At 41.0% G+C, this 18,813-nt stretch carries 21 protein-coding genes; all 21 read left to right on the forward strand.

Annotated features, from left to right (window positions below; all coding sequences use genetic code 11):
- Positions 1 to 67: 67 nt before the first annotated feature.
- The 21 genes from spoIIIAA to spoIVB all read left to right on the forward strand — a co-directional run bounded on the left by spoIIIAA (position 68) and on the right by spoIVB (position 18,629).
- Positions 68 to 991, forward strand: a complete 924-nt coding sequence (spoIIIAA, locus tag QFZ72_RS09865) for a stage III sporulation protein AA (RefSeq protein ID WP_307432493.1) — start codon at positions 68 to 70, stop codon at positions 989 to 991.
- The gene (spoIIIAB, locus tag QFZ72_RS09870) at positions 984 to 1,499 is read left to right on the forward strand and encodes a stage III sporulation protein SpoIIIAB (RefSeq protein ID WP_307432496.1); all 516 of its coding nucleotides are present in this window, start codon (positions 984 to 986) and stop codon (positions 1,497 to 1,499) included. Before spoIIIAA ends, spoIIIAB begins: the two co-directional genes overlap by 8 nt.
- Positions 1,500 to 1,520: 21 nt before the next feature.
- On the forward strand, positions 1,521 to 1,727 hold the full coding sequence (spoIIIAC, locus tag QFZ72_RS09875; RefSeq protein WP_029279768.1) for a stage III sporulation protein AC: 207 nt from the start codon (positions 1,521 to 1,523) through the stop codon (positions 1,725 to 1,727).
- 12 nt (positions 1,728 to 1,739) lie between these two features.
- The gene (gene spoIIIAD / locus QFZ72_RS09880) at positions 1,740 to 2,129 is read left to right on the forward strand and encodes a stage III sporulation protein AD (RefSeq protein ID WP_307439690.1); all 390 of its coding nucleotides are present in this window, start codon (positions 1,740 to 1,742) and stop codon (positions 2,127 to 2,129) included.
- Between the two features lie 26 nt (positions 2,130 to 2,155).
- Entirely contained in the window at positions 2,156 to 3,325 is a 1,170-nt protein-coding gene (gene spoIIIAE / locus QFZ72_RS09885; protein WP_307432501.1) for a stage III sporulation protein AE, read from the forward strand.
- 12 nt (positions 3,326 to 3,337) lie between these two features.
- Positions 3,338 to 3,970: a stage III sporulation protein AF gene (spoIIIAF, locus tag QFZ72_RS09890; protein ID WP_307432504.1), complete on the forward strand. Its 633-nt coding sequence runs from the start codon at positions 3,338 to 3,340 to the stop codon at positions 3,968 to 3,970.
- Complete coding sequence (gene spoIIIAG / locus QFZ72_RS09895) at positions 3,963 to 4,616, forward strand: stage III sporulation protein AG (RefSeq protein ID WP_307432507.1); 654 nt, start codon at positions 3,963 to 3,965, stop codon at positions 4,614 to 4,616. The genes spoIIIAF and spoIIIAG overlap by 8 nt, the downstream gene beginning before the upstream one ends.
- Before the next feature lie 17 nt (positions 4,617 to 4,633).
- Positions 4,634 to 5,218, forward strand: a complete 585-nt coding sequence (locus QFZ72_RS09900; RefSeq protein WP_307439691.1) for a SpoIIIAH-like family protein — start codon at positions 4,634 to 4,636, stop codon at positions 5,216 to 5,218.
- A 253-nt stretch (positions 5,219 to 5,471) separates the two neighbouring features.
- Entirely contained in the window at positions 5,472 to 5,969 is a 498-nt protein-coding gene (gene accB, locus QFZ72_RS09905) for an acetyl-CoA carboxylase biotin carboxyl carrier protein (RefSeq protein ID WP_307432510.1), read from the forward strand.
- Positions 5,970 to 5,980: 11 nt separating this feature from the next.
- Complete coding sequence (accC, locus tag QFZ72_RS09910) at positions 5,981 to 7,333, forward strand: acetyl-CoA carboxylase biotin carboxylase subunit (protein ID WP_307432512.1); 1,353 nt, start codon at positions 5,981 to 5,983, stop codon at positions 7,331 to 7,333.
- Positions 7,334 to 7,355: 22 nt separating this feature from the next.
- A complete protein-coding gene (locus tag QFZ72_RS09915; RefSeq protein WP_307432515.1) occupies positions 7,356 to 7,763 on the forward strand; it encodes an Asp23/Gls24 family envelope stress response protein in 408 nt (135 codons plus the stop codon).
- Positions 7,764 to 7,964: 201 nt separating this feature from the next.
- A complete protein-coding gene (gene nusB / locus QFZ72_RS09920) occupies positions 7,965 to 8,357 on the forward strand; it encodes a transcription antitermination factor NusB (RefSeq protein WP_307432518.1) in 393 nt (130 codons plus the stop codon).
- 28 nt (positions 8,358 to 8,385) lie between these two features.
- Positions 8,386 to 9,261, forward strand: a complete 876-nt coding sequence (folD, locus tag QFZ72_RS09925; protein ID WP_307432521.1) for a bifunctional methylenetetrahydrofolate dehydrogenase/methenyltetrahydrofolate cyclohydrolase FolD — start codon at positions 8,386 to 8,388, stop codon at positions 9,259 to 9,261.
- Positions 9,262 to 9,275: 14 nt separating this feature from the next.
- Positions 9,276 to 10,628 (forward strand): exodeoxyribonuclease VII large subunit, encoded by a 1,353-nt coding sequence (gene xseA / locus QFZ72_RS09930; protein ID WP_307432524.1) that lies wholly within the window; start codon positions 9,276 to 9,278, stop codon positions 10,626 to 10,628.
- Positions 10,621 to 10,854, forward strand: a complete 234-nt coding sequence (locus QFZ72_RS09935) for an exodeoxyribonuclease VII small subunit (protein WP_307432527.1) — start codon at positions 10,621 to 10,623, stop codon at positions 10,852 to 10,854. The genes xseA and QFZ72_RS09935 overlap by 8 nt, the downstream gene beginning before the upstream one ends.
- Positions 10,854 to 11,738 carry a polyprenyl synthetase family protein gene (locus tag QFZ72_RS09940; protein ID WP_307432529.1) on the forward strand — a complete coding sequence of 295 codons (885 nt, stop codon included), beginning with the start codon at positions 10,854 to 10,856 and terminating at the stop codon, positions 11,736 to 11,738. Before QFZ72_RS09935 ends, QFZ72_RS09940 begins: the two co-directional genes overlap by 1 nt.
- Positions 11,739 to 12,044: 306 nt before the next feature.
- Positions 12,045 to 13,937 (forward strand): 1-deoxy-D-xylulose-5-phosphate synthase, encoded by a 1,893-nt coding sequence (gene dxs, locus QFZ72_RS09945; RefSeq protein WP_307432531.1) that lies wholly within the window; start codon positions 12,045 to 12,047, stop codon positions 13,935 to 13,937.
- Positions 13,938 to 13,940: 3 nt separating this feature from the next.
- Positions 13,941 to 14,783: a TlyA family RNA methyltransferase gene (locus QFZ72_RS09950; RefSeq protein WP_307432534.1), complete on the forward strand. Its 843-nt coding sequence runs from the start codon at positions 13,941 to 13,943 to the stop codon at positions 14,781 to 14,783.
- A 127-nt stretch (positions 14,784 to 14,910) separates the two neighbouring features.
- Positions 14,911 to 15,360 (forward strand): transcriptional regulator AhrC/ArgR, encoded by a 450-nt coding sequence (gene ahrC / locus QFZ72_RS09955; protein ID WP_223436595.1) that lies wholly within the window; start codon positions 14,911 to 14,913, stop codon positions 15,358 to 15,360.
- 31 nt (positions 15,361 to 15,391) lie between these two features.
- Positions 15,392 to 17,116 (forward strand): DNA repair protein RecN, encoded by a 1,725-nt coding sequence (recN, locus tag QFZ72_RS09960; protein WP_307432537.1) that lies wholly within the window; start codon positions 15,392 to 15,394, stop codon positions 17,114 to 17,116.
- Between the two features lie 223 nt (positions 17,117 to 17,339).
- On the forward strand, positions 17,340 to 18,629 hold the full coding sequence (spoIVB, locus tag QFZ72_RS09965; RefSeq protein ID WP_307432540.1) for a SpoIVB peptidase: 1,290 nt from the start codon (positions 17,340 to 17,342) through the stop codon (positions 18,627 to 18,629).
- Positions 18,630 to 18,813: the final 184 nt, after the last annotated feature.

Consider the following 18,813-nt stretch of genomic DNA (forward strand, 5'->3'; position numbering starts at 1 on the left):
AAGTCATATTGTGTCCAAGCCTGCATAAACATTAGAGTATCAAGAGACTATGCAAGGAGGAAGCCAATTGAACGAGATTACAGAGATGCTTCCTGAAACAATAAGAAAACACGTGCTGAACCTGCCCCGGGAAGCGCTTGAAAAAATGGAAGAGATCCGCATAAGGATTTTGAAAAGAGTTGAAATTGTAGTAGCAGGCGACCCTTTGTTCTTGCCTTGCGAGGCTACATTTCAAGACGGAATAACTCTATTAAATGAGCTGAGCCAATACTCCATCTATACACTTGAAGAGGAGCTGAAGCGAGGCTTTATTACCATTCAGGGCGGACACCGCGTAGGGCTGTCCGGACGTGTTATAACTGAAAATGGTGCTGTTAAAGCGATTCGTAACGTAACATCCTTTAATATTCGTGTGGCAAAACAGAAAAAGGGCATTGCTGAACCTTTTATATCCAGCATCTATCATAAAGCCTGGATGAATACAATGATTATCGGTCCTCCTCAAACAGGGAAAACAACTCTGCTCCGTGATTTTGCAAGGGTAATGAGTACGGGAATAGGCAATATTCCTTCCGTAAAAGTAGGGATTGTAGATGAGCGGTCAGAAATTGCAGGCTGCATCAATGGAATTCCCCAGCATGAATTTGGCGAAAGAGTGGACGTGCTTGATGCATGTCCGAAAGCAGAGGGAATGATGATGATGATCAGGTCAATGAGCCCGGATGTGCTAGTTGTGGATGAGGCAGGCAGAATGGAAGATACTGAAGCTATATTAGAGGCCGTTCATGCAGGAGTCGGGCTTTTCATTTCTGTTCACGGCTATTCGCTTGATGACGTCATTTCACGCCCGTCGATCAGGCCTTTGGTTGAGCATGGAATTTTTAGAAGATATATAGAGCTCTCAAGAACAAGAGGTCCTGGTACGGTTCAAAGAATACTGGATGCTGATAGACGGCTGATTCGAAATGATCGGGTAGCCTGTCATGATTAAAATACTTGGAGCTGTATTTATTTTGCTTGCTACAACTTGGACAGGGTTTGAAGTGGCGAAGCATATCAGTGAGCGGCCGCGGCAGCTGAGGCAGCTTAAGGTTGCTCTGCAGGCCCTTGAGGCAGAAATTATGTATGCCCACACCCCCCTCAGGGAAGCGGCAGCTACTTTATCAAAGCAGATGCCTAAGCCTCTCTCATGGTTTTTTGAGGACTTCTCCAAACGGCTGTCCGCCGGGCATACGAGCGTCAAAGCAGCTTGGGAGGATAGCCTGCAGGAAGTTTGGCGGATGACGGCTTTAAAGCAGGGGGAATTTGAAATATTAAAGCAATTCGGCGAGACGCTGGGACAGCACGACATTATATCTCAGCAAAAACATATTCGTCTGACCTTAACCCATCTTGAAAGAGAGGAAGCCGACGCTCTTGATAAACAAAGCCGCTATGAAACAATGCTGAAAAGCTTAGGTTTTTTATCTGGATTATTGCTCGTTATTTTATTGATGTAGCAGTCAGGAGGATTATATGCAATGGGAGTAGATGTGAATATCATTTTTCAGATAGCGGGAATTGGAATTGTTGTAGCATTTCTTCATACGATACTTGATCAAATGGGAAAGAAAGAGTATGCACAATGGGTCACATTGCTTGGGTTTATCTACATTCTGTTTATGGTAGCTTCCATTGTTGAGGATCTGTTCCAAAAAATAAAATCAGTCTTCCTCTTTCAGGGATAGGGGGGCTCTGCGATTGAAATTATCCAGATTGTCGGACTTGGTTTAGTTGCAACCTTTCTCGCGTTAATCGTAAAAGAACAAAAGCCGACATATGCTTTTATGCTTGTCGTATTTGTCGGCTGCGTCATCTTTTTATTTCTGGTTGATCAGGTTTCCCAAATTATCACCATGATTGAAAAAATTGCGCTGAATGCAAATATAAACATGATGTATGTAGAAACCATTTTAAAAATAATCGGAATTGCATATATAGCAGAGTTTGGAGCCCAATTGACAAAAGATGCCGGACAAGGCGCGATTGCCTCAAAAATTGAGCTTGGCGGAAAAATCTTGATTCTGTCCATGGCTGTTCCTATTTTAACTGTCATTATTGAAACAATTATCGGATTAATACCGGCATAATAGCGAGGCTATAAGGGGTGAGTAAAATGAAAAAAGGAATCATCGCCATCTTCTTTTTATTCTTTTTTTCTTTTCCTGTCATTGTACAAGCTTCACCCCCTCCACCGCAGCAGGATTTAATTGATCAGCAAATAGACAAGCTCGGAATTCAAGAAATCAAAAAATTCTGGGATGACATTATGACAGAGTATGGAGGGTATCTTCCTGAGAGTCAAAAGGGAAGCTTGCTTCAATTTCTAAATGGAGAAAAGGAATTGTCCTTCCAGGAATGGTCAAAAGCGTTTTTGAAATACATTTTTCATGAAATTATTGCAAACGGCAAACTGCTCGGGACCCTTATTCTGCTGACGATTTTCAGCATGCTTCTTCAGCTGCTTCAGGATGCATTCAGCCAAAGCACTGTAAGCAAAGTAGCATATGCGCTTGTATATATGGTGCTGATGATCATCGCTCTTAATAGTTTTCATATAGCGATCGAATACACAGTGGAAGCCATCCAAACGATGACAAGCTTTATCCTGGCGCTGATTCCGCTGCTTCTCGCGCTCATGGCGGCTTCTGGAGGACTTATCTCAGCAGCGTTTTTCCATCCAGTCATCCTCTTCCTTATGAACACAAGCGGGGTATTGATTGAAAAGATCGTTCTGCCGCTGTTATTTCTCTCAGCTCTGTTAAGCATCGTAAGCACATTGACAGATCAATACAAAGTGACCCAGCTTGCACAGCTGCTGCGCAATATCAGTATTGGGCTTCTCGGCACTTTTTTAACAGTCTTTCTCGGTGTTATCTCTGTTCAGGGGGCATCTGCAGCCGTATCTGACGGAATGGCAATTCGAACAGCTAAGTTTGTCACAGGCAACTTTATTCCGGTGCTTGGTAGAATGTTTACCGATGCAACGGATACAGTCATAAGTGCTTCAGTCCTTCTTAAGAATACGGTTGGAATTATCGGAGTTGCGATCCTGCTTTTAATCGCTGCATTTCCTGCAATAAAGGTACTGACACTTGCCTTTATCTATAAATTTACGGCTGCTCTGCTGCAGCCGCTTGGCGGAGGCCCGATTATTAAATGCCTCGATATCATCAGCAAAAGCGTGATTTATATTTTTGCAGCACTTGCTATTGTTTCATTAATGTTTTTCTTAAGTATTACGGTCATTATTGCAGCTGGAAACATTACCATGATGGTGCGATAGGAGGATGGGGGCATGTCTTTTTTAACTGAATGGATAGCGAATATCATTCTATTTATTATGCTTGCTGTCATCCTTGATTTGCTCCTGCCCAATTCAGCTATGCAGAAGTACGCCAAGATGGTCATCAGTCTTCTGCTTATCGTCATCATTCTCTCGCCGGTCTTCAAATTATTGTCTGCAGACATCAATACGCTTGTATCAGATGTACAAATGGAATCCCCTGCAAAAGAAGAAGAAATAAAAAAAATGATCGATTTGCAGAAAAAAGAAATACAAGCTTCTAATGATGCATATATTTTAGAAAACATGGCTGTCCAATTAAAATCACAGGCAAAAGAGGAGCTGGTGCAAAGCTATGATGTAACGATTAAACAAATTTCTCTTTCTGTAGATGAACCATTTGAAGAAATTCAAAATAGTCTGCAGGGCATAGAGGTAACACTCGAAGCAGAGGAAGCAGGATCCGAAGCAGTTGAAACCATTCAGCCAGTTGTTCTAGGTGCAGCAGAAACAGCAGAGACTGAAAAAGAAAATCAAATCAGGCGGGCATCAGAGATTAAAGCATATCTTGCAAGTATCTGGGAAGTTGACCCTGAGAAGATTTCCTTGAAAATGGAAGGAGGGGAGGGCAGCACAGATGAGTAATCCAAAGAATTTGTTAGAGAAACTAAAAAGCATGCTAAACACAGAAAACGGCAAAAAACCGACTAAATATCACTATGTTTTAATCGTTTTGGCACTTGGCATAGGTTTTATGCTTGTCAGCAATCTTTTTACTAATGAGACAAATTTGCCGAAGGTGTCGCAAGTATCAGGTCTAACATCATCAACAGAAAAAGATGCCGATGTCTTTAAACCCTCTGATGAAAGCGGGGGATCAGGGTCTATCGATAAATACGAACAGGAATATGAGAATCAATTAAAAGAAGCGCTCGATTCAATGATCGGAATTGAGAATGCACTTGTAGTCGTCAATGTAGATGCCACATCAGAGCAAATTCTTGAAAAAAACAGCGTGACGCAAAGCCAGACGACAGAAGAGACGGATCCTCAAGGAGGAAAGAGGACGGTCGAAGATGGATCAACTGAAGAATCCGTTGTCATTATCCGAAAGGGAGAGCAGGAAACCCCAATCATCCTTCAGACTAAAAAACCGGAAATCAGGGGAGTGCTTGTTGTTGCTGCGGGTGCTGATAACATTCAAATAAAAAAATCAATTGTTGAAGCTGTTACAAGAGTGCTTGGGGTACCGAGCCACCGCGTTGCAGTTTCAGCTAAAAAAGGGAAATAAAGGAGGATTCACGAATGATGCTTAAAAAACAAACGGTTTGGTTATTAACAATGTTAAGCTTGGTTGTAGTTTTGTCTGTCTACTATATTACAACTCCTGATGAAGTGAAAAACGATGTGGCATTGACTGGGGCAGAGGCTGAAAAAGGTGAAAAAGCAGACGCTGATAAAGCAACAGAAAAAGAAAGCGATAAAGGGGAAGTAACAATCGAAGAAGCAGAAGATGGAACTGTTGTATCGGTCTCAAATGATGAGCTGTTTGCTACAATGCGCATGCAGCTTGAAGATACGAGAAGTGCAAGAAAAGAAAGCTTAGAGGATATCGTGGCAAGCAAAGATGTAACAGCCTCTGAAAAAAGTGCTGCAAGAGATGAAATGAATGCGATTGATGAAGCGGTTGCAAATGAGGAAATTCTTGAAACGTTCATTAAATCAAATGGCTATGACGATGCTCTTGTCCGCATTGAAGGAGAGAAAGTGAAAGTAACCGTGAAAGCGAAAGAGAGCTCAGCATCTGAAGCCAATAAAATTATTCAGCTAGTAAGCAGTGAAATGAAAGGCATGGAAGATGTAGCGGTTACACTGGAGCCTTCCAATCAATAAATAACGACTTCCCCGTGTGTCTGCCACACGGGGATTTTCTATTAAATTGGTGTAACCGTTTCATATTTTTTTAATTTAACTTATAATTTAAAGTAGTCTTACATTTTAAGATCCTCTTCCTTAGGAAAGAATTAATATTGAATTCCATGACTCACCTGTCGTAAGATATATAATAGGACTAAGTTTTAGTACTAGATTATAAAATGAAAAAGATGGTCTAAATCATCAAGAATTTGAATAGGGGTGCCAGCAGATGTTGAAGATACAAGAAATCAGAGAACTGATCAAACTCATTGACCAGTCTTCTATTGATGAATTTACGTATGAACATGAAGGGTCAAAAATCAAATTAAAAAAACGTTTAGATGAATTAGAGAAACCTGCAAATCGCATTACATCAGCTGCAGCAGTTGAACTGAGCCCAAACCCTGCTCCGCAAGCTGTGGCAGCACTGCAGGAAATAAAAGAAGAGCCTAAGAAAGAAGCCGAGGCCCCTGTTAAGGAAGAATCATTACATAAAATCACGTCTCCAATGGTAGGAACGTTTTATGCTGCATCTTCACCTGAAACAGACGACTATGTAAAAGTAGGATCTAAAGTTACTTCTGATTCAGTTGTCTGTATCGTAGAAGCAATGAAATTGTTTAATGAAATTGAATCAGAAGTAAAAGGGGAAATTGTTGAGATTTTAGCTGAAAATGGTCAGCTTGTTGAATACGGTCAGCCATTATTCCTTGTCAGACCAGAGTAAGGAGAGAAACTATGATTAAGAAATTGCTTATAGCAAACAGAGGAGAAATTGCGGTTCGGATTATTCGGGCATGCAAAGAACTTGGAATAGAGACGGTTGCAGTCTTCTCAGAAGCAGACAGAGACTCTTTGCATGTTCAGCTGGCTGATGAAGCATTTTGCGTCGGACCGACAGCGTCAAAAGACAGCTATTTGAATTTCACGAACATTATTAGTGTTGCAACACTGACAGGCAGTGATGCAATCCATCCGGGCTACGGGTTTTTAGCTGAAAATGCTGACTTTGCAGAGCTGTGTCAGGAATGCAACATAATCTTTGTAGGACCAAGCGCTGACGCGATTTCAAAAATGGGAACCAAGGATGTTGCAAGGGAAACGATGAGAAAAGCGGGAGTGCCAATTGTTCCAGGTTCACAGGGAATTATTAAAGATTCAGGCGACGCTGTTTCGCTTGCGAATGATATCGGGTATCCTGTTATAATCAAAGCAACAGCAGGCGGCGGCGGAAAAGGAATCCGCGTTGCAAAAACGGAACAAGAGCTGATAAAAGGCATTCAAATTACTCAGCAGGAAGCAGCAACTGCTTTTGGAAATCCTGGAGTTTATATTGAAAAATACATTGAGGACTTCAGACATGTGGAAATTCAGGTTATGGCAGATTCGCTTGGCAATGTCATTCATTTAGGTGAAAGAGATTGCACAATTCAGCGCCGGCTGCAAAAATTGCTGGAAGAAACACCTTCTCCTGCTTTGTCGGCGGAAATGCGCGAGATCATGGGGAGAGCCGCTGTTAAAGCAGCAGAAGCTGTAAACTATACAGGAGCGGGAACGGTAGAATTTATTTTTGATTATCTTGAAAATAAGTTTTATTTCATGGAAATGAATACACGTATTCAAGTAGAGCATCCCGTGACTGAAATGGTAACCGGCATTGATTTGATCAAAGAACAGATTAAAGTAGCATCAGGATCTGCCCTGTCAGTTAAACAGGAAGATGTGGTCTTCAATGGCTGGTCTATCGAATGCCGGATCAACGCAGAGAATCCGGAGAAGAATTTTATGCCATCACCAGGTAAAATAGACATGTACTTGCCGCCCGGCGGACTGGGTGTTAGAGTAGATTCAGCAGTGTACCCGGGCTATTCAATTCCGCCATACTATGATTCGATGATTGCGAAACTGATTACGTATGGTGCAACGCGGGAGGAAGCAATCGCGAGAATGAAACGCGCCCTGGGTGAATTTGTGATTGAAGGGATTTCAACAACGATTCCTTTTCATCAAAAGCTGCTTGAACATGAAACGTTTGTTTCAGGAGAGTTTAATACGAAATTTTTAGAAATCCATAAAGTAATGGAAGCTTGAAAATTATTGGAGGTGCTGATTCTTGAAAGAAAACAAATTACTTGAAATGACTCATGAAGAAACTGGTCTTGGCAAAGTTGAAATTGCTCCTGAGGTCATTGAGGTTATTGCCGGGATTGCAGCTTCCGAAGTAGAAGGCGTTGCTCAAATGCGAGGCAACTTCGCATCTGGCGTAGTTGAGCGTTTAGGGAAAAAGAATCACGGAAAAGGTGTAAAAGTTGATCTTTCAGAAGAAGGAATTACGATTGATGTATATTGTGTCATGATGTTCGGAGTTTCAATTCCTACAGTTGCTCAGCGCATTCAGGATAATACGCGACAAGCTTTATACAACATGACTGCACTTGAAGTCAATGAAATCAACATCCATGTAGTTGGAATTCAGTTTGAAACAAAGTCTCAGGAAATTGAAATTGACCAGGAAATGTAAAGCCAGAGGAGATCTTCCTTTGGTTTTTTTTTGCTTAAATAGATTGAACATTTGATTAACTACGAATAATAAAATGTATGTGAAGTTTTTTATTCGGTATTTCACCAGAAAACGTTATTAACGATGTGCTTCTGTCTGTGAAATATGGTATTATCTTTTTATGACATTTCGACATTTTTGTACATAAAGGAGCAAGAATAAATGAAACGAAGATTAGCAAGGGAAAAAGCGCTGCAGGCACTCTTTCAAATAGATGTAAGTGATATTGAACCAAAAGAAGCGATGTCTCATGCGCTTGATGGGGAAGAACTGGATGAGTTCATGACAGCTCTTGTTCTTGGAACAATTGAGCATATGTCAGAGATTGATGAACAAATTAAACCTCATTTAGTGAAATGGAAGCTAGAGAGACTTGCAAATGTAGATCGATCTGTATTGCGCCTAGCGGTATACGAAATGATTTATATTGAAGAAATTCCAGTCAATGTAACTCTTGATGAAGCAATTGAACTCGCAAAAACTTTTGGAGATGACCAATCACCGAAGTTTATTAATGGTGTCCTCTCGAACATTAAACAAACGATTGAAAAATAACCAATCACATTAAAGGAGGAACAAAACAATGACAGCATCAATTATCAGCGGAAAAGAATTAGCACAGGAAAAACGCAAACAGCTTGCACAAGAAGTGAAAGAATTAAAAGAGCAAGGTGTCGTGCCGGGACTTGTCGTAATTTTAGTAGGCGATCATCCAGCCTCTATTTCTTATATCAAAGGAAAACAGAAAGCGTCAGAAGAAATTGGCGTGGCATTCACGCTTGAACATTTTCCTGAAACAATGCAAGAAAATGAACTTCTGGATGTGATTGAGAAATATAACCTTGATGAAAGCTGCCACGGTATTCTTGTACAGCTTCCATTGCCGGATCATATTCATGAAAAAGCAGTCATTGAAAAAATTTCTCCTGCAAAAGATGTAGATGGATTTCATCCTCTGAATATTGGACAAATGATGATCGGTGAAGATACATTTTTGCCGTGTACACCTGCAGGAATCGTAGAAATGATAAAATCTTCAGACATTGAAATTGCCGGTAAACATGTTGTAGTAGTAGGACGCAGTAATATCGTCGGAAAACCAGTAGGCATACTTCTTTTGAATGAGCATGCAACAGTTACCTACTGTCATTCAAGAACTCCAAATTTAAAGGAAGTAACTAAGCAAGCTGATATTCTGGTTGTAGCTGTGGGCAGAGCTAATTTCATAACAGGCGAGCACATAAAAAAGAATGCTGCAGTTATCGATGTTGGTGTGAACAGACTTGAGACAGGGAAGCTGTGCGGAGATGTCGTCTTTGAAGATGCGAAGCAAATAGCGAGTCATATTACGCCAGTTCCGGGCGGAGTAGGTCCGATGACGATTACAATGCTTGCTCACAATGTCGTAAAATCAGCAAGAATTTCAGCTGTTAAACGGCAGGGAAGTAAACAGCTTTAAAGGAGTCCTGCGCAATGAGTGAAATCAAGCATGTGACAGTTACGGCATTAACAAAGTATATTAAACGGAAGTTTGATGTCGATCCCCACCTGAAGGATATCTGGGTGAAGGGTGAACTTTCGAATTTTAAAATGCACAGCCGAGGCCATATGTATTTCACATTAAAGGATGAAGGGGCGCGAATTGCAGCCGTTATGTTTGCCGGTCAAAATTCATCGCTTAAATTCAAGCCTGAAAATGGCATGAAAGTGCTGCTGCGCTGCGAAATTTCTGTTTATGAACCAAGCGGCAACTATCAGATGTATGTGAAAGAAATGCAGCCTGACGGAATAGGAAGCCTGTATCTGGCATATGAGGAACTGAAAAAGAAACTTGAGCAAGAAGGGCTTTTCGATCAAAAGCACAAACAGCCGATTCCTAAATATCCTTCCTCAGTTGGTGTTATTACTTCGCCAACTGGAGCAGCAATCCGGGACATATTAATTACGATCAAGCGCCGTTATCCTTCTGCAAAAGTCATTATTCTGCCTGCCCTTGTGCAGGGAATTCATGCAGGCCCATCTGTTGTCAAAGCAATTAAAAAGGCAAATGCATTAGGCTATCTGGATGTGCTGATTGTTGGCCGCGGCGGTGGTTCCATAGAAGAATTATGGGCTTTTAATGAAGAAATGGTTGCAAGAGAGATATTCAATTCCAGTGTTCCGGTCATTTCAGCCGTCGGGCACGAAACGGATTATACAATTGCAGATTTTGTTGCAGATTTAAGGGCGCCTACTCCAACGGGAGCAGCAGAACTTGCAGTGCCGCATTTTGCAGAGCTGCTGGAGAGGACAACCAATAGGCAAACACGTTTGCTTCGTGCTATGCAGGAAAAAATTTCAGCGAAAAAAGAGCAATTGGCCTACTACCAAAAGTCATATGCCTTCAAATATCCGAAGCAGCTGTATCAGCAAAAGGAACAGCAGCTCGATGATTTAGTAGAGTCACTGCAAAAAGAAAGCCTCAGGTCCATTGAGCTGAAAAAGGACAAATATGATCAATTAAAAAACCGGTTATACCGTCTGCATCCCCGTGAACAAATCCATCGCGAAAAAGAGAAGCATCAGCAATTAATTAAGAAAATGACTAGAGACATGTCCGTTCTGCTGCGTCAAAAACAGACTGAATTTCAGTCAATGGCCGCAAACCTGAACGCACTGAGCCCGCTGAAAATAATGGAGCGCGGATACAGCATTGCTTATCAGGACGAAGATCTCGTGAAAAGCATCTCACAAGTCAAACCCGGTGATAAACTTCACATTCAAATGCAGGACGGGCAGGTTAATTGCCAAGTTACAGGAGTGGAGGAAAGAAAAGCTTATGAGTGAGAAAAAAGAAGCTACTTTTGAACAAGCTATGGAAGAGCTCGAACAAATAGTTGAAAAGCTTGAAGAGGGCGATGTGCCTTTAGAGAAAGCAATTGCTTATTTTCAAGACGGGATGAAGCTTTCAAAAATTTGCCATGACAAGCTGCAGACGGTTGAAAAGCAAATGGATCAGATTCTCCGCGAGGACGGAGAGCTTGCTCCGTTTGATCTGCAGGAGGAAGAGTAATGAAGCAGTCTCTAGAAGATTTTCTTTCTTCAAAAAAAGAATTAATTGAGGAAAAATTGCCTTTATACGTCAGCGGCCTTATAGCTCCTTCTTCTATAAAGGAAGCGATGATTTATTCCCTGAGCGCCGGAGGCAAAAGGATTCGTCCAGCTCTGGTATTAGCTGTTCTGAATGCTTTTGGAAAGCGTGAAGAGATTGGTATTCCTGCTGCTTGTGCAGTGGAGATGATTCATACATATTCCCTCATTCATGATGATCTTCCCTCAATGGATGATGATGATTTGAGAAGGGGAAAACCAACAAATCATAAAGTATACGGAGAAGCGCTCGCTATTCTTTCAGGAGACGGGCTGCTGACCCACAGTTTTGGGCTTATAGCCGATCAGCAGGACATCTCTGCGGAGAAACGCCTTGCACTGATCAGTGAATTAGTAAAAGCTTCAGGCATTGAAGGAATGGTTGGCGGTCAGGTGGCAGACATGCAGGGAGAAGCAAAAAACCTGCCGCTCTCAGAATTAGAGTATATTCATGAACACAAAACGGCAAAACTATTGGCTTTTAGCATTATCGCAGGAGCAATCTTAGCTGAAGCATCCAATGATGAAATCGACAAGCTGCGTGAGTTTGCTTATCACATTGGAATTGCTTTTCAAATTCAGGATGATATTTTAGACATTGAAGGCCAGCAATCTAAAATAGGAAAACCTGTCGGATCGGATGAAACAAATAAAAAAACAACTTATCCATCACTGCTGACTTTACAAGGTGCAAAACAGAAACTCGAAGATCACATCAGCCATGCTAAAGCCATTTTGGCAAATATAAATATCCAATCGGGCTTACTTGAAGAATTATGCGATTTAATTGCTTCAAGAGATCATTAATTCAAAAACGTGACAGCTGATTGTCACGTTTTTGGTTTTAAACGGTTTTTTTCCCTCCATTCCGTTCTTCCAACTGCATGAATATCTCTTCAATCTGTTATAGTACACCATCAAATTGAGGTTTTTATAACGGTATGTTATACTTACACCATATTTTATACATATCTCTTCCAAACAGCGCGGGATATCAGGATGAATAAAGAATTTCATGAAATGCTGCAAATGTCGCCGTTATCACAGCTGTGTTAGCGGCTATTTTAAACTAAAAGAACCAAGTAGAAAATGAACTGAAAGTGAGTGATCCATTTGGATCTGTTATCCATTAAAGACCCTTCATTCCTTAAAAAGCTATCAAATAATGAACTCGAACAATTGAGTGCTGAAATCCGTAAATTTTTAATTGAGAAGCTCTCTGTCAGCGGCGGGCATATCGGTCCTAACCTCGGTGTTGTTGAACTGACAATTGCTTTGCATAAAATATTTGACAGCCCAAATGATAAATTCCTGTGGGATGTCGGGCATCAATCGTATGTTCACAAAATATTGACTGGACGGGCATGCGAATTCGATACAATCAGACAATATCAGGGTCTGTGCGGATTTCCTAAACGCAACGAAAGTGAACACGATGTTTGGGAAACAGGACACAGTTCCACTTCTTTATCTGCAGCAATGGGAATGGCCATTGCAAGAGATTTAAAGGGAACGAAAGATCATATCGTGCCGATTATCGGGGACGGCGCCCTGACCGGCGGAATGGCTCTCGAAGCGCTTAATCATATCGGACATGAACAAAAAGATATGATTATTATTTTAAATGATAATGAGATGTCTATCGCACCAAATGTCGGTGCTCTTCATAATGTGCTTGGAAAATTAAGAACTGCCGGCAAATATCAATGGGTTAAAGATGAGCTTGAATATATTCTCAAGAAAATCCCTGCAGTTGGCGGAAAGCTTGCAGCTACTGCCGAGCGAGTAAAAGACAGCTTAAAATATATGCTTGTTTCAGGCATCTTTTTCGAGGAGCTTGGTATTACATATCTTGGTCCTGTGGATGGACATAATTATGATGATCTTTTTGAAAATCTGCAGTATGCTAAGAAAACAAAAGGACCTGTACTTTTGCATGTCATCACAAAAAAAGGCAAGGGTTACCAGCCTGCAGAAACAGATAAAATTGGAACATGGCATGGAACTGGCCCATATAAGATTGAAACGGGCGATTTTGTAAAGGGTGAAACAGCAGGTCCTGCATGGAGCAGTCTTGTCAGTGAGACAGTTAGAAGAATGGCGCGGGAAGACGATCGTATCGTTGCAATTACACCGGCTATGCCCGTCGGTTCGAAGCTTGAGGGCTTTGCAAGCGAGTTTCCTGACCGAATGTTTGACGTAGGAATAGCAGAACAGCATGCAACAACTGTAGCTGCAGGTCTTGCAACACAAGATATGAAACCGTTTTTGGCCATTTATTCAACCTTCCTTCAGCGTGCTTACGATCAGGTTGTTCATGATATTTGCCGTCAAAATCTGAATGTATTCATAGGAATTGACCGATCGGGATTAGTCGGTGCTGATGGAGAGACGCATCAGGGTGTTTTTGACATCGCGTTCTTGAGACATTTGCCGAACATGGTAGTCATGATGCCTAAAGATGAAAATGAAGGACAGCATTTAGTCTATACCGCGCTGAAATACAATGATGGGCCAATAGCGCTTCGTTATCCGAGAGGAAATGGAATTGGCGTGAAAATGGATGATGAGTTAAAAGAAATTCCTATTGGAACTTGGGAAGTAATCAGAGAGGGTACAGATGCTGTTATTCTGACATTCGGCACCACTATTGAAATGGCTATGCAGGCTGCAGAAAGCCTGGCGGAAAAAGACATTTCAGTCCGTGTTGTCAATGCAAGGTTTATCAAACCACTTGATTATGCCATGCTTTCACAGATCTTTTCTGAAAAATTGCCGGTGCTGACAATCGAAGAGGCTGTTCTGCAAGGTGGATTTGGAAGTGCAGTGCTTGAGTTTGCTCAAGAGCAAGGCCATTCAGATGCCGTTATAGACCGAATGGGCATTCCTGACCGTTTCATTGAACATGGCAGCGTAAGTAAACTGCTGGATGAAATAGGTTTAACAGCTGCTCACGCAGAGAGACGGATATTAAGCATATCAAAAGCGAAAGAGAAAAGGGTTTAGTGAATGAGTTCGAAAAAAGAAAGAATTGATATTCTCCTCGTTGAAAGAGGGCTGATTGAAACGAGAGAGAAAGCTAAGCGCGCCATTATGGCAGGACTTGTTTATGCAAATGAAGAAAGAGTTGAAAAGCCGGGCGAGAAAGTGGATCCGGCCCTGAACCTTACCATTAAGGGCAATATGCTGCCGTATGTAAGCCGGGGCGGATTGAAGCTTGAAAAAGCATTAAAGGAATTTGATCTTACCGTAGAAAATAAAATTCTCCTTGATATTGGATCTTCAACTGGCGGATTTACAGATTGTGCCCTGCAAAATGGGGCCAAGCTGTCATATGCCCTTGATGTTGGCTATAATCAGCTTGCGTGGAAACTTCGTCAGGATGAACGGGTAGTTGTGATGGAACGGACAAATTTCAGATATTCCACTCCTGCTGATTTTACGGAAGGGCTGCCTGAAATAGCTTCCATAGATGTTTCGTTTATCTCTCTGAAATTAATTTTGCCTGCACTTAAAAAAATTCTTATTGCCGGCGGTGACTGCATCGCTCTTGTTAAACCTCAGTTTGAAGCAGGAAGGGAACTGGTGGGCAAGAAAGGGATTGTCAGAGAACCAAAAACGCATAGACTGGTTTTGGAATATATTACTGATTTTGCGTTAAAAGAAGGATATGACTGCTGTAACCTGTCTTTTTCTCCAATAACAGGAGGAGACGGCAACATTGAATTCCTGCTGCATCTGCGCTGGAATGGATCAGACGAGTCTGGGACAATGAGGCTGCCAAATACAATCGACAGTGTAGTTGAAAAAGCCCATGATGAACTAAAGAGCAAAAAATCGGAACAGGAATAATAGAGCAGCTATTATTCCTGTTTGTTTTGATTAAAATAAGAACACACACTTCGACAAAAACGTGTACTTTTTTGCAGATATCATATAACATATTCAGTATAAACATACAGATAACAAGGGGTGCCTAATGAATAAAGGTCAAAGACACATAAAAATCCGCGAGCTGATTACTCATAATGAAGTTGAAACTCAGGATGAGTTAGTGGACATGCTTAAGGAAGCTGCCTTCAACGTGACACAGGCCACTGTTTCAAGGGATATAAAAGAGCTTCATCTAGTTAAAGTGCCTATGCTAGACGGAAGATACAAATACAGCCTTCCGGCAGATCAGCGTTTTAATCCGCTGCAAAAGCTGAAGCGGGCTTTAATGGATGCCTTCGTAAAAATTGATTCAGCAGGGCATAACATTGTCATGAAAACATTGCCGGGCAACGCAAACGCCATTGGGGCATTAATTGATAATCTTGATTGGAATGAGATCTTGGGCACCATATGCGGAGATGATACGATTCTCATCATTTGCCGTTCGCCAGAGGATACTGCGACTATTTCCAAGCGTTTTCTAGATATGCTGTAATAATGGAACATTTGAGGGGGGATCCGGCGCTGTGTTAGCGGAACTTTCAATAAAAAACTTTGCAATCATTGAATCATTGACTGTCTCCTTTGAGAAAGGGCTGACAGTACTTACTGGAGAAACCGGAGCAGGGAAATCAATTATCATTGATGCCGTCCATTTACTTGTCGGCGGAAGAGGCTCATCTGAATTTGTTCGTTACGGGGAGAAACGTGCTGAGTTGGAGGGTCTTTTTTTACTTGATGATGAAAAACATCCATGTATAGACAGATGCAATGATTTTGGAATCGACACCAGCGACGGCATGATTGTTTTAAGACGCGACATTTCATCCTCGGGAAAAAGCATCTGCCGTATTAACGGGAAGCTTGTAACCATTGGAATTCTTAGGGAAATCGGACAAATGATTATTGATATTCATGGACAGCATGATAATCAGGAGCTTATGAACGAAGAAAATCACTGGAAGCTCCTCGATCAGTTCGGCTCCGGAAAAATTAATCATGCTCTTGCTTCATACAGAGAAATTTACAATACATATGCTAAGCTCGTAAAAAAAATAAAACAGCTGTCTGAAAATGAACAGGAAATGGCCCACAGGCTTGACTTAATTCAATTTCAGCTTGAAGAAATAGAAAAGGCAGATTTGAAAATCAAAGAAGATGAGAGGCTTATGGAGGAAAAAAGCCAAATATCCAACTTTGAAAAAATATTTGAATCACTTCAAAACAGCTATAATGCTTTGCACGGCGAACAAAGAGGGCTCGATTATATTGGACATTCCATGAGTCAATTAGAAGAGGTATCAGCTATTAATGACTCGCTGAAAGAAATGTCCGAAACCATTTCGAACTGCTATTACATGCTTGAGGATTTATCCTTTCAGATTCGAAATGAGCTCGATCAATTGGAATTTGATCCGGAGCGTTTGAATGAAATTGAAACACGACTTGGCGAAATTACGCATCTCAAAAGAAAATACGGACAGGATGTTGAAGAAATCCTTGAATATGCAGCTGCAATTGAAGAGGAAATCGATACGATCCAAAACCGAGACAGTCATTTGTTCAAGCTGAAAAATGAGTTAGACAGCCTTGTGAAAGATCTTATCGTTGAAGCAAAAAACGTGACAGCCGTCCGGAAAAAAAGTGCCGCCGAGCTGACGAAGCAAATTCAGCGGGAGCTGAAAGAATTATATATGGAAAAAACAAAATTTGAAGTTGTTTTCGGCGTTAGGGAAGGTAGCAAGGATGCTCCTCAAATCGATGGTGTCCCTGCAAAATTTGGTGAAAATGGTGTGGATGAAACGGAATTTTACTTATCGACAAATCCTGGAGAACCATTAAAGCCGCTTTCTAAAATTGCTTCGGGCGGAGAGCTTTCAAGAATCATGCTTGCAATGAAAAGCATCTTTTCAAAGCATCAGGGGGTCACCTCGATTATTTTTGATGAAGTGGACACAGGTGTCAGCGGCCGTGTTGCCCAGGCAATTGCAGAAAAAATCTATAAAGTTTCTGTCGGTTCGCAAGTACTTTGTATTACACATCTTCCGCAAGTTGCTGCAATGGCCGATACACACCTTTTCATTTCAAAAGAAACGGTTAAAGGAAGAACCAAAACAAGCGTAAAACCTCTTTTGGAAGAGGAAAAAATAAAGGAAGTCGGCAGGATGATTGCCGGCGTTGAAGTAACGGATTTAACAAAACAGCATGCAAAAGAACTGCTCGCTCTTGCTGATGCGGTCAAGAGCCTGTAAATACTGCCATCATCGGCAGTATTTTTTTTTGTCGGCTATACAGACCGGATTTATTCGGATGAAGGATTCAATCCCTTCCGCTTTTATGGGCATTAAGCACGTTATACGTCAAATCAGCAACATTTTCTTTTTATATCAGTTATAAATGCGCCTTCAGAAGGCAAAATTAATGAATGTAGCCAATGTATTGGTGTGGTGTCAGGAGCGAGGAGAGTGTGTATATTTGAGCTTTGATAAAATTAGAAAAATAATTGGTTGTATTCTCCTTGTTTCTTTAATGAGTTTAGGATTTGTAAAACCTGTTAAAGAATACATTCAATTGCCAAATTCTTTAACCGTATTTGTAAATCAGCAATTATCAATGGAAACATCTCTGCAGGCTGGTGCTAACACGGGCGATTCAGAACATGTTTTTTCTATTAAAACTGGCGCTGAATCCCTTCAGATTGAAGGCAAGCAAAGCGGAGTTGGTGAAATAGTATTTGATCTAGCCGGAATTCCGATTAAAAAAGTGAATGTAAAAGTGCTTGAAGATTTTAAAATCATACCAGGCGGCCAATCAATCGGTGTAAAACTGAATACGCTTGGTGTTCTGGTTGTAGGTCATCATCAAATTAAAACAGCCGAAGGTAAAAAATCACCTGGCGAAATTGCAGGTGTTCAAGTCGGAGATATAATTAAAAAGATAAATGGCTCTACAGTTGAAAACATGAGTGATGTAACACCTTTTATTCAGGATGCTGGAAAAACAGGCAAGCCTTTGGATTTAGTCATATCAAGAGAAAATAAAGAAATTGAAACGAAATTAGTTCCTCTTAAAGATGAAAATGAACGTGCGTATCGAATTGGTTTATATATACGTGACTCTGCAGCCGGAATTGGGACCATGACTTTTTATGATCCTAATTCAAAAAAATATGGGGCTCTAGGCCATGTGATTTCCGATATGGATACGAAAAAGCCGATAGTCGTTCAGGATGGCCAAGTTGTAAGATCAACAGTGACCTCGATTGAAAAAGGAAGCAACGGAAATCCAGGTGAAAAACTGGCAAGGTTTTCAAGCGACCGTCAAGTGATCGGAAATATTACCCGCAACAGCCCATTCGGAATATTTGGCAAGCTGAATGAGGATATGTCAAATGGTCTTTATGATAAGCCGATGCCAATCGCTTTATCCAACGAAGTAAAGGAAGGTCCAGCTCACATTTTGACGGTTGTCGATCAGGACAAAGTGGAAGAATTTGATGTGGAAATTGTCAGTTCAACACCTCAAAAGTTTCCTGCTATAAAAGGGATGGTTATAAAGATTACCGATCCGACGCTTTTAGCGAAATCAGGCGGAATTGTTCAAGGGATGAGCGGCAGCCCGATTATTCAAAATGGAAAAGTGATAGGAGCCGTCACACATGTATTTGTAAATGACCCAACTTCAGGTTATGGCGTTCATATCGAGTGGATGCTGAGCGAGGCGGGCATTGATATTTATCATAAAGATACAAAAAAAGCGAGCTGATGAATTAGCTGTTGAGACAAGTTTCTTAACAGCTATTTTTTTGGCTTTATTTATCGTTCATAATTAGGTAAAATAAATGAAAGAAGATTTTTCGACAAAACTGTTTAACCTTGGAAATGTAAAATAGCGCAAAACGTCGAAATCGTGAGGGAATTGAAGAAAAATTTAGATATTTCATTTTTTT

Source organism: Bacillus sp. V2I10, from assembly GCF_030817055.1.
Classification (GTDB): Bacteria; Bacillota; Bacilli; order Bacillales; family Bacillaceae; genus Bacillus_P.